This is a genomic window from Rhodoferax sp. WC2427 (assembly GCF_040822085.1).
Lineage (GTDB): Bacteria > Pseudomonadota > Gammaproteobacteria > Burkholderiales > Burkholderiaceae_C > Rhodoferax_B.
Genome location: NZ_CP162006.1, coordinates 377,353 through 394,111, shown reverse-complemented (window position 1 = coordinate 394,111; position 16,759 = coordinate 377,353). Strand labels below are relative to the sequence as shown.

17 protein-coding genes are annotated in these 16,759 nt (G+C 65.6%); 15 read left to right on the top strand and 2 right to left on the bottom strand.

Translation table 11 applies throughout. The features are described 5' to 3' along the window. The first annotated feature begins 2 nt into the window (after window positions 1-2). The 6 genes from bioA to AB3G31_RS01820 are packed head-to-tail and all read left to right on the top strand — an operon-like array spanning window position 3 to window position 5,480. Window positions 3-1,361, top strand: coding sequence for an adenosylmethionine--8-amino-7-oxononanoate transaminase (gene bioA, locus AB3G31_RS01845; RefSeq protein WP_367848537.1), 1,359 nt, complete (start codon window positions 3-5; stop codon window positions 1,359-1,361). After that, window positions 1,327-2,532, top strand: coding sequence for an 8-amino-7-oxononanoate synthase (bioF, locus tag AB3G31_RS01840; protein ID WP_367848536.1), 1,206 nt, complete (start codon window positions 1,327-1,329; stop codon window positions 2,530-2,532). Before bioA ends, bioF begins: the two co-directional genes overlap by 35 nt. After that, the gene (gene bioD / locus AB3G31_RS01835; RefSeq protein ID WP_367848535.1) at window positions 2,525-3,211 is read left to right on the top strand and encodes a dethiobiotin synthase; all 687 of its coding nucleotides are present in this window, start codon (window positions 2,525-2,527) and stop codon (window positions 3,209-3,211) included. The genes bioF and bioD overlap by 8 nt, the downstream gene beginning before the upstream one ends. Then, complete coding sequence (locus AB3G31_RS01830) at window positions 3,208-4,419, top strand: cytochrome P450 (protein WP_367848534.1); 1,212 nt, start codon at window positions 3,208-3,210, stop codon at window positions 4,417-4,419. Before bioD ends, AB3G31_RS01830 begins: the two co-directional genes overlap by 4 nt. 60 nt (window positions 4,420-4,479) lie before the next feature. Further along, window positions 4,480-5,061 carry a DJ-1/PfpI family protein gene (locus tag AB3G31_RS01825; RefSeq protein WP_315188062.1) on the top strand — a complete coding sequence of 194 codons (582 nt, stop codon included), beginning with the start codon at window positions 4,480-4,482 and terminating at the stop codon, window positions 5,059-5,061. A 53-nt stretch (window positions 5,062-5,114) separates the two neighbouring features. After that, window positions 5,115-5,480: a ribbon-helix-helix domain-containing protein gene (locus AB3G31_RS01820; protein ID WP_367848533.1), complete on the top strand. Its 366-nt coding sequence runs from the start codon at window positions 5,115-5,117 to the stop codon at window positions 5,478-5,480. Window positions 5,481-5,486: 6 nt separating this feature from the next. On the opposite strand, the gene AB3G31_RS01815 is transcribed toward AB3G31_RS01820, so the two are convergent. Continuing rightward, a complete protein-coding gene (locus AB3G31_RS01815; RefSeq protein WP_367848532.1) occupies window positions 5,487-6,047 on the bottom strand; it encodes a hypothetical protein in 561 nt (186 codons plus the stop codon). A gap of 165 nt (window positions 6,048-6,212) precedes the next feature. On the opposite strand from AB3G31_RS01815, the gene AB3G31_RS01810 reads away from it, so the two are divergent. From AB3G31_RS01810 to phnE, 6 genes are all read left to right on the top strand, one after another. After that, window positions 6,213-7,055, top strand: a complete 843-nt coding sequence (locus AB3G31_RS01810; protein ID WP_367848531.1) for a nucleotidyltransferase domain-containing protein — start codon at window positions 6,213-6,215, stop codon at window positions 7,053-7,055. A gap of 59 nt (window positions 7,056-7,114) precedes the next feature. Next, window positions 7,115-7,969 (top strand): putative selenate ABC transporter substrate-binding protein, encoded by an 855-nt coding sequence (locus AB3G31_RS01805; RefSeq protein WP_367848530.1) that lies wholly within the window; start codon window positions 7,115-7,117, stop codon window positions 7,967-7,969. Window positions 7,970-8,071: 102 nt separating this feature from the next. Further along, on the top strand, window positions 8,072-9,940 hold the full coding sequence (locus AB3G31_RS01800) for an ATP-binding protein (protein WP_367848529.1): 1,869 nt from the start codon (window positions 8,072-8,074) through the stop codon (window positions 9,938-9,940). Between the two features lie 41 nt (window positions 9,941-9,981). Then, window positions 9,982-10,809, top strand: coding sequence for a phosphonate ABC transporter ATP-binding protein (locus AB3G31_RS01795; protein ID WP_367848528.1), 828 nt, complete (start codon window positions 9,982-9,984; stop codon window positions 10,807-10,809). After that, complete coding sequence (locus AB3G31_RS01790; RefSeq protein ID WP_367848527.1) at window positions 10,800-11,639, top strand: PhnE/PtxC family ABC transporter permease; 840 nt, start codon at window positions 10,800-10,802, stop codon at window positions 11,637-11,639. The genes AB3G31_RS01795 and AB3G31_RS01790 overlap by 10 nt, the downstream gene beginning before the upstream one ends. Then, window positions 11,636-12,457: a phosphonate ABC transporter, permease protein PhnE gene (phnE, locus tag AB3G31_RS01785; protein WP_367848526.1), complete on the top strand. Its 822-nt coding sequence runs from the start codon at window positions 11,636-11,638 to the stop codon at window positions 12,455-12,457. The genes AB3G31_RS01790 and phnE overlap by 4 nt, the downstream gene beginning before the upstream one ends. Window positions 12,458-13,009: 552 nt before the next feature. Here phnE and trxA read toward each other — a convergent pair. Then, window positions 13,010-13,969: a thioredoxin gene (gene trxA, locus AB3G31_RS01780; RefSeq protein ID WP_367848525.1), complete on the bottom strand. Its 960-nt coding sequence runs from the start codon at window positions 13,967-13,969 to the stop codon at window positions 13,010-13,012. A gap of 58 nt (window positions 13,970-14,027) precedes the next feature. Here trxA and purE point away from each other — a divergent pair, with 58 nt between their 5' ends. From purE to AB3G31_RS01765, 3 genes are read left to right on the top strand one after another with little or no spacing between them, the layout of a single operon-like run. Further along, complete coding sequence (gene purE / locus AB3G31_RS01775; protein ID WP_367848524.1) at window positions 14,028-14,531, top strand: 5-(carboxyamino)imidazole ribonucleotide mutase; 504 nt, start codon at window positions 14,028-14,030, stop codon at window positions 14,529-14,531. Next, entirely contained in the window at window positions 14,528-15,688 is a 1,161-nt protein-coding gene (locus AB3G31_RS01770) for a 5-(carboxyamino)imidazole ribonucleotide synthase (RefSeq protein ID WP_367848523.1), read from the top strand. Before purE ends, AB3G31_RS01770 begins: the two co-directional genes overlap by 4 nt. Then, window positions 15,688-16,689, top strand: coding sequence for an L-threonylcarbamoyladenylate synthase (locus tag AB3G31_RS01765; protein ID WP_367848522.1), 1,002 nt, complete (start codon window positions 15,688-15,690; stop codon window positions 16,687-16,689). The genes AB3G31_RS01770 and AB3G31_RS01765 overlap by 1 nt, the downstream gene beginning before the upstream one ends. Window positions 16,690-16,759: the final 70 nt, after the last annotated feature.

The window sequence follows — 16,759 nt, the reverse complement described above, 5'->3', positions numbered from 1 at the left end:
CTATGACCTCCTCCCTCGTCACCCGCAGCCTGGCCCACATCTGGCATCCCTGCACCCAGATGCAGCGCGCCGCCGAGGTGCCGCCACTGCCCATCGTGCGCGGCCAGGGCGTGTGGCTCTATGGCGAAGATGGCAAGCGCTACTTCGATGCCATCAGCTCCTGGTGGGTCAATTTGTTTGGCCATGCCGATGCGCGCATCAACGCCGCCATCAAGGACCAGCTCGACACCTTGCCGCATGTGATGCTGGCGGGCTGCACCCACGCCCCGGCGGTGGAACTGGCCGAACGTTTGTCGGCCCGCACGGGCGGCGTGCTGGGCCACTGCTTCTTTGCCAGCGACGGCGCGTCTGCCGTGGAGATTGCGCTGAAGATGGCCTTCCACCACTGGCGCAACCGGGGCCTGGGTGACAAGCGCGAATTCGTCTGCCTGCGCCAGGGCTACCACGGCGAAACCCTGGGCGCGCTGGCCGTGACCGACGTGCAGATCTTCCGCGATGCCTACGACCCGCTGCTGATGCGTTCGCACCAGGTGATGTCGCCCGATGCGCGCCAGGCCCTGCCCGGGGAAACCGCCGCCGACGTGGCCCGGCGTGCCGCCGCCGAAGTCGACAGCTTGCTGCAAGCCCGCCACGGCCAGATCGCCGCCCTCATCCTGGAGCCGCTGGTGCAGGGCGCAGCGGGCATGGCCATGTACGACCCGGTGTATTTGCAGGCCGTGCGGGCGCTGTGCGACCGGTACCAGGTGCTGCTGATCGCCGACGAGATCGCCGTGGGGTGTGGCCGCACCGGCACCTTTTTCGCGGTGGAGCAGGCCGGCATCTGGCCGGATCTGCTGTGCCTGTCCAAGGGCATCAGCGGCGGTTACCTGCCTTTGTCGCTGGTGCTGTCGCGCGACAGCGTGTACGAGGCCTTTCTGGACGACAACGTGGCGCGGGGCTTTCTGCACTCGCACTCCTACACCGGCAACGCCCTGGCCTGCCGTGCCGCGCTGGCGGTGCTGGACCGGTTTGACTTCGATGACGTGCTGGCCCACAACCGCCTGCAGGCGGCGACCCTCAGCGCGGCGCTGGCCCCGCTGCAGTCCGACCCGCGGGTGGAGAACTTCCGCCACGTCGGCATGATTTGGGCCTTTGATGTCAAAGACCCCGGGCCACGCTTTGCCGAGCGCTTCCACCTGGCGGGCCGGGCCCGCGAGCTGCTGATCCGCCCGATTGGCCGCACCGTCTATCTGCTGCCGCCGTATTTGCTGGAGGCCACACTTTCAGAATGGCTGGCCCGCCAGGTCCTGGCCACGCTGGACGACACCCTGAACCAAGCCCCCACCGATGCTGATAGACCACCTGAACCGCCAACTGCGTGAGCGCGCCGACCAGGCCCTGACCCGCACGCGCCGCACTGCCGAGTCGCCCTGCGCGCCGCGGCAAACAGTGGATGGCCGCGACCTGCTGGCGTTTTGCAGCAACGACTATCTGGGCCTGGCCCACCACCCCGCGCTGGTGGAGGCCCTGGCCGAGGGCGCGCGCCGCTTTGGCGCGGGCAGCGGCGCATCCCACCTGGTCAGCGGCCACTCGCGGGCGCATGCCACGCTGGAAGAAGAGCTTGCCGCCTGGATGGCCCCCTGCATCCCCAATGCGCGGGCGCTGTACTTCTGCACCGGGTTTATGGCCAATATGGCGCTTGTGCCCGCCCTGTCTGCACAAGGCGCTACGATTTTTGCAGACAAGCTAAACCACGCCTCGCTGGTCGATGGCGCGCTGATGTCCAAGGCCCGGCTGCACCGCTACGCCCACCGCAACCTGGCGGTGCTGGAGCGGCAACTCAGTGCCTGCGATACCGAGATCAAACTCATCGTCACCGACGCCGTCTTCAGCATGGACGGCGACCTGGCCGACCTGCCCGCTCTGCTGGCGCTGGCCGAGCGGTTCGATGCCTGGCTGGTGGTGGACGACGCACACGGCTTCGGCGTGCTCGGCACCCAGGGCCGGGGCAGCCTGGCGCACTTCGGCCTGCGCAGCGAACGGCTGATTACCATGGGCACGCTGGGCAAGGCCGCAGGCGTGGGCGGTGCCTTTGTGGCCGCGCACCCCACCATCATCGAGTGGCTGGTGCAAACCGCCCGGCCCTATATCTACACCACCGCCGCGCCGCCCGCCATCGCGCATGCGCTCAGCGCCAGCCTGCAACTGATCGCTGGGCCCGAGGGCGAGCAGCGCCGCGCCCACCTGCACGCGCTGGTCGCCCAACTGCGCGGTGAGTTGTCAAAATTAATAGCTGCCCACGCCGATCTGGGCTGGTCTCTGGCCGATTCAGCTACTGCCATCCAGCCGCTCATCGTGGGCAGCAACGCCGCCGCGCTGGCCCTGTCTGCCGCGCTGGACGCGCAAGGCCTGTGGGTGCCCGCCATCCGCCCGCCCACCGTGCCCGTGGGCACGGCGCGGCTGCGCATCACACTCAGCGCCGCCCACAGCGCACAGGACGTGCAGCGCCTGGTCGACGGACTGGCCGTGGCCGCGAAGGAGTTGCATGCGTAACGTCTTCGTCACCGGTACCGACACCGAAGTCGGCAAAACCTGCTGCAGCGCCGCTCTTCTGCACTGGTGCGCCCAACAAGGCTGGCGCAGCGCAGGCTTCAAGCCGGTGGCCGCCGGGCTGGACGCAGACGGCGTGAACGAAGACGTGCAAATGCTGCTCGCTGCCAGCTCGCTGCCCCTGACCCGCGCCGAAGTCGGCCCGCTGCAGTTCCAGGCAGCCTGCGCCCCACACATCGCGGCGGCGCTCGAAGGACAAACCATAGCCATGGCCACGCTGGTGCAACAAGCCCGGGCCTTGGCTGCCCGCGCCGACGTGCTGGTGGTGGAAGGCGTGGGCGGCTTCTGCGTGCCGCTGGGGCCGGAGGTAGACACCGCCGACCTGGCCGTGGCGCTGGGCTACCCCGTCATCCTGGTGGTCGGCCTGCGCCTGGGCTGCATCAACCACGCGCTGCTGACGGCCGAGGCCATCCGCGCACGCGGCCTGCTGCTGGCGGGCTGGATCGCCAACACCATCGACCCGCAAATGGCCCAGCTGCAAGCCAATATCGACACCCTGCGCCATGAATTCCAGCGCCGCCACCAGGCTCCCTGCCTGGGCGTGGTTCCGCGTCTGATTGGTAACGCATCTGCCACCACCTATCTGGATGCTGCGGCCCTGCACAAGATCTTTACCGCATGAATGCCACCGCCCCCTTTGTCGATGCCGCCTTTCTGGCCAACCCCTACCCGGCCTACCAGGCCCTGCGCGAGGCCGGGCCGCTGCACTGGAGCACCGAATTCTTCGGCGGGGCCTGGCTGCTGACCCGCCATGCCGACGTGGAGCAGGTGCTGCGCGACCCGCGCTTTTCGGCCCAGCGCACAGGCGGTTGGGTGACCGACCGCGAGGAAACCAAGGGCGAGCTGGCCGGTTTCCAGCAGCTATTTGCCCGCGCCATGCTGTTCCTGGACGCGCCCGACCACACCCGCATCCGCAAGGTGCTCAACGCCGGTTTCAAACCCGCCCAGATCCAGGCGCTGGAGCCGTTCATCGCCCAAACCGTGGCCGAACTGCTGGACGCGGTGGGCGATGCCCCCCGTTTCGACTTCATGCAGGCCGTGGCCCGCCAATTGCCCACCCGCGTCATCGCCAAGATGATGGGTATCGAGGAGGCGGCCAATGCCGACTTTGCGGTCTGGTCCGACGACCTGGCGGTGTTTATCGGCGCACCGCTGGCCACCCACCAGCAAGCCCGCCGCGCCCAGGCCAGTTTGTTGGCCATGGGCCGGTATTTCGAGAAATTAATCGCCGAACGCCGTAAGAACCCTGGCGACGACCTGGTCAGCCGCCTGCTGCAGGCCGAGGCCGATGGCGCGCTGCACAACCACGCCGAGCTACTGGCCCAGTGCGCCATGCTCTTGTTTGCGGGCCATGAAACCACCCGCAACCTGCTGGGCAACGGCCTGCAGGCCCTGCTGGCCCACCCGGACCAGTGGCAGCGCCTGCAACAAGACCCCAGCCTGGTCCCCAGTGCCGTGCGCGAGCTGCTGCGCTTCGACAGCCCGGTGCAGTACACAGGCCGCCGCGTCGCCACCGATCTGCAACTGCACGGTCACACCCTGTGCCGGGGCGACCTGGTGGTGCCCCTGATCGGCTCCGCCAACCGCGACCCGGCCCGCCACCCCGAGCCGGATAAGCTGGATGTGGCCGGGCGCGATGGTGCTTCCATCTCTTTCGGCAGCGGCGCCCACGTTTGCATCGGCGCCCTGCTGACCCGCATCGAGGCCGAAATCACCTTTCGCCAGGTGCTGCAGCGCTGGCCCAACCTGCGCCTGGCCGATGCGCCGCCGCAATGGGCCGACAACCCGGCCTACCGGGGGCTGGTGGCGCTGGATGTAGTAACCGGCTAACACCCACCACCTCTTTTCGCTGCCCACAATGGCTTACCAACTACCTTTGAGGAGACAGCCATGGCAGCGAAAAAGATTCTGATGATCTGCGGCGACTACTGCGAAGACTACGAGACCATGGTGCCATTCCAGGCGCTGCTGGCCGTGGGCCACACGGTGCACGCGGTCTGCCCCGACAAAAAGGCCGGGGACCACATCAAAACCGCCATCCACGACTTCGAAGGCGCGCAGACCTACAGCGAAAAGCCCGGCCACAACTTCACCCTGAACGCCACCTTTGCGGGCCTGGATGTCGCCAGCTACGACGCGCTGGTCATTCCCGGTGGCCGTGGCCCCGAGTACCTGCGCACCTACCCGGCGGTCGTGTCGGCGGTGAAGCACTTCTTTGAAGCCAACAAGCCCGTGGCTGCCGTCTGCCACGGTGCCCAGCTGCTGGCCGGGGCCGGTGTGCTCAAGGGCCGTACCTGCTCGGCCTACCCGGCCTGCCGCATGGAAGTGGAGATTGCGGGCGGCACCTATGCCGAGATCGCCATCGACGCGGCCATCACCGAGGGCAACCTGGTCAGCGCCCCCGCCTGGCCCGCCCACCCGGCCTGGATTGCGCAGTTTTTGACCCTTCTGGGCACCAAAATCAGCCTTTGACACGGGTGGCTTGCCGTCGGATGATGGCAGATTGCTCCCCACCGGAAATCGCCATGTGCCAAGTATTTATCAGCGCCGACCCCCACCTGTACGACAGCCGCGCCCGCTCGGTGCGGCTGCATGGCGTAGCAACCAGCATCAAGCTGGAAAACCTGTTTTGGCAGGTGCTGACCGAGATCGCCCAGCGCGACGGCATGGGCGTGCCCCAGTTGTGTGCCAAGCTGTACGACGAGCTGGTGGCGCAGCGCGGCGAGGTGGACAACTTTGCCTCGTTCCTGCGCGTCAGCTGTGGCCGCTACCTGGCCTTGCAGCTGTCGGGCGGCATTCCGCAAGATGCCAGCATTTCCATTCGCAGCCTGAACGCCCAGCAGGTGCTGGCCACCGAGGGGCACCGCAGCCTGTTGGCGCGGGCGGCGTAGCGGGGGCTACAGATCCACGAAGTCGGAACCCATTACCCCCAGATCGTCCATCAGGGCGCCTAACTCGGTATTGGCCTCGGTGTGCCAGGCGGGGGCGAAATCGGGCAAAAAACGGCTGTGACCACTGTCGATGCTGAAACAAACGGTGTGGCCGGTATCCCAGATAAACGGGTAGACCACCAGAAAGTCGTCGCCCGGGCGGTCCTTGAAGAAGCAGGCGGCCCGCATCGAGGGCAAAAACTCCAGAAATTCGCCGTAGTTCTCGGAAAACTGCAGTACGCAGAACTGCCAGGTCTCGGTGGCCTCGTCATAGCGGGACGCCGCGGCGTTCTCGGGTTCGGCACACCACTGTGCGACAAAGGTACCCACCGACACGTCTGGCCCCCCGCGCCGGGCGTACTCGGCCACCCGCTTTGGGGTCATGGGGCCGCTCACCAGCTCAATACCGCCAAGCCACTCCATCCAGTCGCCAAAGACATTGGCGTTGGCACACCGGCTGTCCATGAATTTTTGGTAAGCCCTTTTGGATAAATGGACGCGGACATACAGCGAATGGAGTTCTGACATGGTGTCTGGGTCTCTACGAATTGTTACAAGTAAGCTAGCCTGTATTTATAAATCCAAAATCTTTGTATACAATTATATTTTCATTTTTATGATGCGGTCACCACGCTCACGGGTAACGCCCTATGGGGTATTCCCGTTCTACAGCCCAGTTTCACGCCCTATTCCATGACCTTCAACCACACGCCCGCGGCACTCACCCAGCGCATAGCCACCGCTTTTTCCCAGCTTCCCATGGTCCAGGCCATCGCCATGGGAGGCTCACGGGCCACCGGCCTCAACGACGATTTGTCAGATATCGACCTGTACATCTACACCACTGCCGAAGTGCCGCTGGGCCAGCGCCAGGCCATCGTGCAGGCATTGGGCACCCAGCACGCGGAGCTGGACATGCGGTTTTGGGACGTGGGCGATGAGTGGGTCGATACCCAGACCGGCATCCATCTGGACGCGATGTACTGGGGCACGGACTGGATCGAAGGGCTGCTGGAGCAGGTGGCCCACCAACACCGTGCCAGCCTGGGCTACAGCACGGCGCACTGGCACACGGTGCAGCGCTCCACCGTGCTGTGGGACCGGTCGGGCTGGTTCGCCGACCTGCGCCAGCGCTTTGGCGGTGCCTATCCTGCGGCCCTGCGCGACGCGATCCTGGTGAAAAACCACGCCGTGCTGCGCCGGGTCATGCCCAGCTACGCCAACCAACTGGCCAAGGCCTGCCAGCGCGGCGACGCCTTCAGCGTGCACCACCGAACCACAGCCTTGCTGGCCAGCTATTTCGACATTATTTTTGCGCTGAATGGCCAACTGCACCCGGGCGAAAAGCGCCTGCTGGCCCACGCCCAGCAGCGCTGCGCCCTGCTGCCGCAGACGATGGAGGCCGATGTGCACGCGGTGCTGGCCGCCGCAGGCCAGGGTGACACGGTGGTGTTGCCCCCAGTGGCCCGCCTGCTGGACCGCCTGGATGCGCTGTTGCGGACGCAGGGGTTTGCGCAGCTGCTGCAATTGGACTGAAGGGCGCTGGGGTCTAATACCGGGTTTCGCACCCACCCCCATCCACCCGGTACCGCCCCATGAAACGCTCTTTCCTCCAAACCGCCCTGGCCGTGGCCACCCTGTGCTTTGCCGGGCTGACCAGCGCCCAGCAGGTGCTGCGCCTGACGGCCATCCCCGACGAAGCCCCCACCGAGCTGGCCCGCAAGGCCGCGCCGCTGGTCAAGTACCTGGAGGGCCGGCTTTCCATGAAGGTCGAGTTCACCCCGGTGAGCGACTACGCGGCGGCGGTCGAGGCGCTGGTCAACAAGCAGGTGGACGTGGCCTGGTTTGGCGGCTTCACCTTTGTGCAGGCCAACGAGCGCTCGGGCGGCAAGATCATCCCGCTGGTGCAGCGCGAGGAGGACACCAAATTCCGCTCGGTCTTCATCACCGCCGACCCGGCCATCAAGGCGCTGGCCGACCTGAAAGGCCACACCCTGAGCTTTGGCGCACCGTCCAGCACCTCCGGCCACCTGATGCCGCGCAGCTTTTTGCTGGAAGCCAAGGTCGACCCCGACAAGGACCTGAAACGCCTGGCCTTCTCGGGCGCACACGATGCCACCATCGCCGCCGTGGCTGCGGGCAAAGTGGACGCGGGCGCGCTCAACATCTCGGTGTGGGACAAGTTTGTGGCCGACAAAAAGGTCGACACCGTCAAGGTCCACGTGTTCTACACCACCCCGCCCTACTTCGACTACAACTGGAGCGTGCACGCCGACATGCCCGTGGCCCTGCGCGAGAAGCTGGCCAAAGCCTTTCTGGACCTGAGCAGCGCCACCCCCGAGGGCAAAGAAGTGCTGGAACTGCAACGCGCCACCCGCTTCATCCCCACCCAGCCCGCCAACTACAAGGGCATCGAAGCCGCAGCCCGCAGCGCCGGTTTGCTGAAATAGGCCGCACTACAAAATAAATAGCTGCTCGTGCTGATGGAATAAGCGCAAGAGGCTCTTTTTATATAAACCCATGCTCTATCACCCGCCCAGAAAGTCTGCGCCATGATGCGCACTGCCGAAGACTTGATGCAAGAGTTGCTTGCCCTCGATGAATCACACGGCATCGAGGCCAAGCGCTGCACGCAGGTGGATCGCTCGGTCATGGAAACCGTATGTGCCTTTGCCAATGAGCCTGGTCTGGGAGGCGGCTACTTGCTGCTGGGTGTGGAGCGTGACCCACAGGACCTTTTCGGCAATGCCTACCAAGCCCTAGGCATCGCCAATCCGGACAAGTTGCAATCCGACTTGGCGAGCCAATGCGCCAGTGTTTTTAATCGGCCCGTGCGACCCCGCATTTCGGTGGAGACACTAGGTGATAAAACGGTTGTCGTGGTTTTTGTTCCCGAGGCAGCCCCCGCTGACAAGCCTATTTATCTGTCAAATTTGGGCCTGCCGCGTGGTGCGTACCGGCGCATTGGCCCGACCGACCAAGAGGGTACGGAAGACGACCTCATCGCCTTGTATGCAGGCCACCAAGTGGATACCTACGATGCAGTGGTACTGGAAGATGCCAGTTTGGAAGACATCGACCCCTTGGCCATCGAGGACTATCGCAAGCTGCGCGGCCAAATCAACCCCAGTGCCGAAGAGTTGACCTGGACCGACCCCGATTTATTGCGTGCATTAGGCTGCGTTAAAAATCAGAACACCCGTGCGGGCATCCGGCTCTTGCCCACCGTCGCAGGCATCTTGTTGTTTGGTACCGCTTTGGCGTTGCGTCGCTGCTTTCCGATGATGCGCATCGACTACATCCGTGTAGCGGGAAGAACATGGGTGGAAGACCCCAACCACCGTTTCGATACGCTGGAAATACGCGCACCCTTGTTCACGGCCATTCGCCGTGCCACCAACACCGTGCGCGACGAGTTGCTGCAGTCCGGCACCGTGCCCGAAGGTTCTTTGGTGCGAGAAGATGCGCCTACTTTGCCTCTGCGGGTGATTCGCGAGGCGATTGTCAACGCGGTAATGCACCGCAGTTACCGCATTCATGGTGCCATCCAGATCATCCGCTACGCCAATCGGCTGGAAATCCGTAACCCCGGCCACTCCATCAAAGCAGAGGAGCAACTGGGTGAGCCAGGTTCGGAAACCCGCAACCCCCACATTGCCGCTGTACTGCACGAAGTCAATATGGCAGAAACCAAGGGCAGTGGCATCCGCGCCATGCGCGAACTGATGCTGAGCCACGACCTGTTACCGCCCACGTTGGAGTCGTCACGCAGGCCCGACCAATTCGTGGCCACCTTTCTGTTCCACCACTTTTTAGGTCCCGATGATCTGGTGTGGCTGCGCCGCCTGACCAGCGAGACCATCTCAGACGAAGAAGCCCGCGCGCTGGTTTTTGTGCGTGAGGTGGGGGCCATCGACAATTCGTCCTACCGCGCCATTAATCGTACCGACACCCTGAACGCCTCAGCCCATCTACGCCGACTGCGCGACCTGGGTTTGGTGGATATGAAAGGCAGTGGCAGCCGTACGTATTACGTGCCAGGGGATGTGATGCTGATGCCCGCGGATGGGCATCAGTCCACAGCGGATGGGCACCACCCCCTCACGGATGGGCACCACCCCCTCACGGATGGGCACCAGTCCCCCTCACTCCCGGATGGACTCAAAGCCCGCATTGCGGCGACGGGGATGCGCCCCAGAAAAGAGATTTTGCGATCATTGATTACGGATATATGCCAGTGGCAGCCGTCAAGTTCCCGTGAAATTGCCTTTATTTTGGGCAAGCAAGACCATAAGAAAATCCTGCGCAACCACCTCACCCCCATGGTGGCCGAAGGCGTTTTGGCCTACACCATCCCCGCCATGGAAAACCATCCAGATCAGCGTTACACCCTGCCTGACTTAACACTACAAAATAAATAGCTGCTCGCGCAGGTAGTACATGCGCTAGAGGCTCTTTTTATATGCAACTCCAACTCCTGGACACCTCGGCCCGCCACCCTGCTGCTGCCGCGCACGCCCCTGCCGCTCTGCGTGCGGTCGGTCTGGCGCTGGCCGCCGGGGAACAGATGGCGGTGATCGGGCCATCAGGGGCGGGCAAGACCACGCTGCTGCACGTGCTGGGCTGCGCGCTGCGGCCCGCTGTGGGTCAGGTACTGCTGGACGGGCGCGACCCCTGGGCGCTGGCGCGGGCCCAGCTGCAAGGCCTGCGCCGCCAGCTGTTCATCGCCCCGCAGGTGCCGCCGCTGCCGCCGCGCCAGCGGGTCGTCACTGCCGTGCTGGCCGGGCAACTGCCGTCCATGGGGCTGTGGCGCAGCGTGCGCAGCCTGTTCTACCCGGTGGACATTCCGGCGGCCGAGGCGGCGCTGGCGCAGTTCGACCTGGCCGATAAATTGTTTGAGCGGGTAGACCGCCTGTCGGGTGGCGAACGCCAGCGCGTGGGCCTGGCCCGGGCACTGGTGGCCGACGCCCGGCTGTGGCTGGTGGACGAACCCCTGTCGGCCCTGGACCCGGCCCGTGCCGAGCAGGCCATGTTGGCGTTGACCCAGGCCGCCCAGGCGCGCGGCACCACGCTGGTGGCCAGCCTGCACCACGTGGACATGGCGCTGGCGCACTTCCCGCGCATCCTGGGCCTGCGCGAGGGGGCCATCGTGTTCGACCTGCCCGCCGCGCAGGTGAACCGCGAACGGCTGCACAGGCTGTACGCCCAGCACCTGGACGAGCTGACCGGGCCGGCGCCCGAGCCTATGCCTGCGCTGGTCAGTGCCCCGGTGGTGATGCATTGCCGATAAGCCCCCATCTTCCCCGCGACTCCATCCGCGACCCCGCCTGGCACAGCCGCCTGTTCTGGCTGCTGGCCGCCACCGTGCTGCTGTGGCCGCTGCTGGTGCTCACCGAATTCCAGCCCTGGGTGCTGCTGCAGCCCGACAGCCTGCGGCCCACGCTGCGCTTCGTGGGCGACTTTTTCCCGCCCAAGCTGGAGCCCGCCTTTTTGTGGACCGTGGCCCAGGAAACCTGGCGCACCGTGGCCATGGCCACCGCAGGCATCACCCTGGCGCTGCTGCTGGCGGTGCCGCTGACGCTGCTATCGGTACGGGTGCTGTCGATTTCTGCGCTGACGGGCCGCATGGCTCCGCTGGGCGCGGGCGTGCGGCTGGCGGTGCGCTGGCTGCTGGTGCTGCTGCGCAGCGTGCCCGAGCTGGTCTGGGCGCTGGTGTTTGTGCGCGTGGTGGGCCTGGGCCCCACCTCGGGCGTGCTGGCCATTGCGCTGACCTACGCGGGCATGCTGGGCAAGGTCTACGCCGAGATTCTGGAATCCGGTGAGCCCGCCGCCACCCAGGCCCTGCTGCGCCATGGCACCGGGCGGCTGCAAGCCTTCTTCTACGGCCTGCTGCCGCAAAACGCGGGCGAGCTGACCAGCTACACCGTCTACCGCTGGGAGTGCGCCATCCGCTCGTCTGCCGTGCTGGGCTTTGTGGGCGCAGGCGGCTTGGGCCAGCACATGGACGCGTCGATGAAGATGTTCAACGGCTCCGAAGTCAGCACCATGCTGTTGGTGTTCATGGTGCTGGTGTGGCTGGCGGATTGCACCAGTGCGTGGTTGCGCAAAGGGCTCGCGTGAAACTTGCCGCCAACGAGACTTACAAGCTGCCCCCGGCACTGTTCCACGCCCGCTCCAAGGCCCTGTGGTTCGTCCTCGGCGTGGTGGCACTGGTGGGGGCCAGCTTTGCCACGCTGGATTTGCAGTGGGCCAAATTCCTCTCCACCGACGCGCTGCAGCGCATGGGCCGCTTTGTGGCCGAGCTGCTGGTGCCCAACACCACACCGGCCTTTCTGCGCAAGCTGCTGACCGCCACGCTGGAGACCCTGGCCATGTCGGCCCTGGGCACGCTGCTGGCGGTGGTCTGCGGCCTGGCGCTGGCCCTGCCCGCCAGCAAAACCCACGCCGAGGATAAGGCGCTGTGGCGCGGCCCCACGCGGGCGCTGCTGAATGCGCTGCGCAGTATCCCCGAGCTGGTGTGGGCCACGCTGCTGCTGGTCGCCGCCGGGCTGGGGCCGTTTGCCGGTACGCTGGCGCTGGCCCTGCACACCACCGGCGTGCTAGGCCGCCTGTTTGCCGAGAGCCTGGAGAACGCCCCCGACGGCCCGGCCCAGGCCCTGCGCGCGCGTGGTGTGGGTGCTGTGCAAGTGCTGCTGTACGCCTGCCTGCCCCAGGTGCTGCCGCAGTTAGTGAGCTACACCCTGTACCGCTGGGAAAACAACATCCGCGCCGCCACCGTGCTGGGCGTGGTGGGCGCGGGCGGCCTGGGCCAGATGCTGGCCTTCCACATGGGCCTGTTCCAGATGCCCGAGACCAGCACGGTGCTGGTGGCCATGCTGGTGCTGGTGGCGCTGGTGGACGGGCTGAGCAGCGGCGTGCGCTGGGTGTTGATGCGTTAAAACCTAATCTGACACTAGCCGGAACTGGACAGCATATGCCCCGCGCTCTGGAGCTTCAGCACGCGCATCCATCTCGCTTGCAATGCTCTGCCATTGATTACGCTCAACAAACACCTGCCCATCCACTTTGCCGCATACCCCTGGTGGTTTGTTGACTTCAAGCGCACTAACGCGGAGCGGGGATGACCCGTTCACCGTCCGAGGCAGCTCAGCCAAGCAGAGCTGGAGGCGATATGAACCCAGCGGAACGGTCGGGGTATACGCCATAGAAAAACCATGAGCTCTCGCGTTGTAGCCAGATAACTCCCGCAAGACGGCACTGGTGTTGCGCAATTCCACAACAAACGGGCTACTGACATGGGCGCAACCACGTTGGCTCGCAGGCACAAGACCCGACTGAAGGTCATTTGCATACCCTTCTCGAATCTCGAACTGAAAAGCCAATCCACTTGCTGGTGAGGGTGGACATGCATCTGCCGCAAATGCAGCAACAGATAAAACAGAACTCAAAATTGCAGTCACCCTTGGCGCTATCCACACGTCAAACAGCCCTCAATTCAGCACCATGCTCAGCCGCCGACGATAGGTAGCCACCAACTGCGCCTGCGGGTCTTGGGCTGCTACGGAGTTGCCAGACAGCTCAATCCCGCCTGCGGTCTTGTTGCCTGCATCCGCGCTGGCTTTGGGCTTGGGCGGGGTGAGCAGCTCCAGGATGGCGATGAAGGCCTTGCGGGGGGCTTCGTCGTTCCACTTCTTGTCGCGCATGATGATTTCCAGCAGCTCGTCCATGGCGGCGGTCCATTCGCCCTGGGCCATCAGGATGCGGCCTTTGGCAAAGCGGGCATCGAAGTCGCGCTTGTTGGCGGCGATTTTTACGTCAAATTCGGCTGTATCGCCCGTTCCATCGGCGTGGATAGCTGCGAAATTAAGAGCACCAATCCACTGTAACAGGGCTTCAAAGCGCAACTGCAAGGGGATGTATTTGCGGGTGGGTTGCAGTGCGGCTTCGGCCTCTTCCAGGTGGCCGGCCTGGGTGAGCAGGCGGACGTAGTCAAAGCGGGCATCGTCGTTGGCCGGGTCCAGCGCCAGGGCATCGGCCAGCTTGGCCAGGGCGGCGTCGGTGTCGCCCGCCTCGGCCAGGGCCAGGGCTTGTTCGGCCTCAGACGGCTCGGCATCCAGCGGCGCGCCCTCGGGCACATGCTTGTCGAGGAATTCCTTGATCTTGCCCTCGGGCAGCGCGCCCTGGAAGCCGTCCACCGGCTGGCCGTTGACCACCAAAATGCAGGTGGGGATGCTGCGGATGCCGAAGGCTTCCGCCAGTTGCTGCTCCTGGTCGGAGTCGATCTTGACCAGCTTGAAGCGGCCCGCGTAGTCGGCCTCCAGCTTCTCCAGCATGGGGCCGATGACCTTGCACGGACCGCACCACGGGGCCCAGAAATCGACCAGCACCGGGGTGGTCATGGAGGCGGCAATGACCTCGGTTTCAAAGTTGGCAAAGGTAACGTCGATCATTTTGGGGTGTTGCCGCAAGGCAAAAAGTAAAATTCGGGGTTAAACAGAACAAAGCCCTATGACTTCTATTCAAATTGGTGTGGTGATGGGTTCCAGCTCCGACTGGGACACCATGCAGCATGCGGTGCAGATTCTCCAACAGTTTGGCATTGCGCATGAGGCACGCGTCGTATCGGCCCACCGCATGCCCGACGATATGTTTGCCTACGCCGAAGCCGCCGCCGGGCGCGGGCTCAAGGCCATCATCGCAGGTGCCGGAGGTGCCGCCCATCTGCCGGGCATGCTGGCGGCCAAAACCACCGTGCCGGTGCTGGGCGTGCCGGTGGGTACCAAGCATTTGAGCGGCGTGGATTCGCTGTACAGCATCGTGCAGATGCCCAAGGGCATCCCGGTGGCCACGTTTGCCATTGGCAACGCGGGCGCGGCCAACGCCGCCCTGTTTGCCGTGGCCCTGCTGGCCAATGAAAACCCGGCCCTGCGCGCGCAACTGGAAGCCTTCCGCGCTGCGCAGACCGAGGTGGCCCGCAACATGACCGTGCCGCCTGCACCGCCCGTGCTATGAGCGGCCCCATCCTTCCCGGGGCCACGCTGGGCGTGATGGGCGGCGGCCAACTGGGCCGGATGTTCATCCACGCGGCCCAGCGCATGGGCTATTTCACCGCCGTGCTCGACCCGGACCCGGCCAGCCCGGCCGGGCGCGTCAGCCACCACCATATCCAGGCCGGCTACCTGGACGCGCCGGGCCTGGGCCAGTTGGCAGAGACCTGCGACGCCATCACCACCGAGTTTGAAAATGTGCCGTCGTCGGCCCTGGCCCGCCTGGCGGTGTACACCACGGTGTCGCCCGCGGCGTCGGCCGTGGCCATCGCCCAGGACCGCGCGGCCGAAAAAGCCCATTTCGTGCGCTGCGGCGTGCCCTGCGCGCCCTATGCGGTGATCGACACGCCAGAGCAACTAGCTGCAGTGGACGAAACGCTGCTGCCCGGCATCCTGAAAACCACCCGCCTGGGCTACGACGGCAAGGGCCAGGCCCGCGTGGCCGACCGCGCCGCGCTGGCCGCGGCCTGGGCCGACATGCACAGCGTGCCCTGCGTGCTGGAGAAAATGCTGCCGCTGGAGGCCGAGTGCTCGGTGATCGTGGCGCGCGGTGCCGACGGCCAGATGGTGCACTTGCCACCCCAGCGCAACCTGCACCGCGACGGCATTCTGGCCGTCACCGAAGTCTATGAAGAAAATATGCCTCTACCGCTGATGGAACAAGCGGTAGCAGCTGCAAAATCCATAGCAAACGAGTTGCAGTACGTGGGCGTGCTGTGCGTAGAGTTTTTCGTGCTGCAAGACGGCAGCCTGGTGGTCAACGAGATCGCCCCGCGCCCGCACAACAGCGGCCACGCCAGCATGGACTGCTGCGATGTGTCGCAGTTCGAGCTGCAGGTGCGCACCCTCACCGGCCTGCCGCTGGTGCAGCCGCGCCAGCACAGCCCGGCCATCATGCTGAACCTGCTGGGCGACCTGTGGTTTGTGCGCTCCGAGCAAGCCGCCACGCCCCCTTGGGCGGACGTGCTGGCCCTGCCCGGCGCGCACCTGCACCTGTACGGCAAGGCCAGCGCCAACAAGGGCCGCAAAATGGGCCACCTGACGCTGACCGGCCCCACCGCGTCCGCCGTGCGCGCCACCGCCCTGCAGGCCGCGGCGCTGCTCGGCATCGAGGCGTTCTGATGCTGCTGTCCGGCCAGGACCCCGCGGCCATCCAGCAAGCCGCCCAGGCATTGGCCCACGGTGCGCTGCTGGGCCTGCCCACCGAAACGGTGTACGGGCTGGCGGCTGACGCGTCCAGCGACGCGGCGGTGGCCAAGATCTTCACCGCCAAGGGCCGCCCCAGCGACCACCCGCTGATCGTGCACATCGCCTCTGGCGGGGATGGCGTGGCGCATTTCGCGTCCCAGGTACCCGCCTTTGCCCAGGCGCTGATGGACGCGTTCTGGCCCGGCCCGCTGACGCTGATCCTGCCGCGCCGTCTTGGCGTGGGCACCGCGGCGGCGGGCGGGCAAGACAGCATCGGCCTGCGCTGCCCGGCCCACCCGGTCGCCCAGGCAGTGCTGCAAGCCTGCGCCGCCCTGGGCGTGGCCGGGCTGGCAGCCCCCAGCGCCAACCAGTTTGGCCGCGTCAGCCCCACCACGGCGGCCCATGTGCAGTCCGAGTTCGGCCCCGACCTGCTGGTACTGGACGGCGGGCCGTGCACCATGGGCATCGAGTCCACCATCGTGGACTGCACCCGGGGCGTGCCGGTGCTGCTGCGCCCCGGCAGCATTGGCCGCGAACAGATCGAAGCCGCCTGCGGCCAGCCGCTGCGCGACAAGGACGCGGTAGCCAACGCCCCGCGCGCCTCCGGCACGCTGGAGGCGCATTACGCGCCCACGGCCAAAGTGCGGCTGATGACCGCTGCCGCGCTGCAAACCGCGCTGGACCTCCTGGGCACCGGCCTGGACGGCCAGTCGGTAGCGATTGCCGTGTACGCCCGCCAGCCGATGCGCAGCCGCTCGGCCCAGGTGGTGTGCAAGCCCATGCCCACGGACGCTGCCGCCGCGGCCCAGGCGCTGTTTGCCGCGCTGCGCGATTTCGATGCCCTGGGCGTGCGCCTGATCTGGGTGGAAACGCCCCCCGACACCCCCGAATGGGAAGGCGTGCGCGACCGGTTGCAGCGCGCTTCGGTCGCATAAAGAGGGCTTACGCTTCTTTACCCGGCGCGGCTGGATTGCCTCGTTAAACTTATCTATTGTTTTTTTTGGA

Coding starts and splice junctions, on each gene's coding strand:
- AB3G31_RS01765 (WP_367848522.1), top strand. CDS start 15,688: ATGCTGCTGTCCGGCCAGGACCCCGCGGCCATCCAGCAAGCCGCCCAG.
- trxA (WP_367848525.1), bottom strand. CDS start 13,969: ATGATCGACGTTACCTTTGCCAACTTTGAAACCGAGGTCATTGCCGCC.
- AB3G31_RS01830 (WP_367848534.1), top strand. CDS start 3,208: ATGAATGCCACCGCCCCCTTTGTCGATGCCGCCTTTCTGGCCAACCCC.
- AB3G31_RS01795 (WP_367848528.1), top strand. CDS start 9,982: ATGCAACTCCAACTCCTGGACACCTCGGCCCGCCACCCTGCTGCTGCC.
- AB3G31_RS01815 (WP_367848532.1), bottom strand. CDS start 6,047: ATGTCAGAACTCCATTCGCTGTATGTCCGCGTCCATTTATCCAAAAGG.
- purE (WP_367848524.1), top strand. CDS start 14,028: ATGACTTCTATTCAAATTGGTGTGGTGATGGGTTCCAGCTCCGACTGG.
- AB3G31_RS01805 (WP_367848530.1), top strand. CDS start 7,115: ATGAAACGCTCTTTCCTCCAAACCGCCCTGGCCGTGGCCACCCTGTGC.
- AB3G31_RS01825 (WP_315188062.1), top strand. CDS start 4,480: ATGGCAGCGAAAAAGATTCTGATGATCTGCGGCGACTACTGCGAAGAC.
- AB3G31_RS01800 (WP_367848529.1), top strand. CDS start 8,072: ATGATGCGCACTGCCGAAGACTTGATGCAAGAGTTGCTTGCCCTCGAT.
- AB3G31_RS01820 (WP_367848533.1), top strand. CDS start 5,115: ATGTGCCAAGTATTTATCAGCGCCGACCCCCACCTGTACGACAGCCGC.
- AB3G31_RS01770 (WP_367848523.1), top strand. CDS start 14,528: ATGAGCGGCCCCATCCTTCCCGGGGCCACGCTGGGCGTGATGGGCGGC.
- bioD (WP_367848535.1), top strand. CDS start 2,525: ATGCGTAACGTCTTCGTCACCGGTACCGACACCGAAGTCGGCAAAACC.
- bioA (WP_367848537.1), top strand. CDS start 3: ATGACCTCCTCCCTCGTCACCCGCAGCCTGGCCCACATCTGGCATCCC.
- AB3G31_RS01810 (WP_367848531.1), top strand. CDS start 6,213: ATGACCTTCAACCACACGCCCGCGGCACTCACCCAGCGCATAGCCACC.
- bioF (WP_367848536.1), top strand. CDS start 1,327: ATGCTGATAGACCACCTGAACCGCCAACTGCGTGAGCGCGCCGACCAG.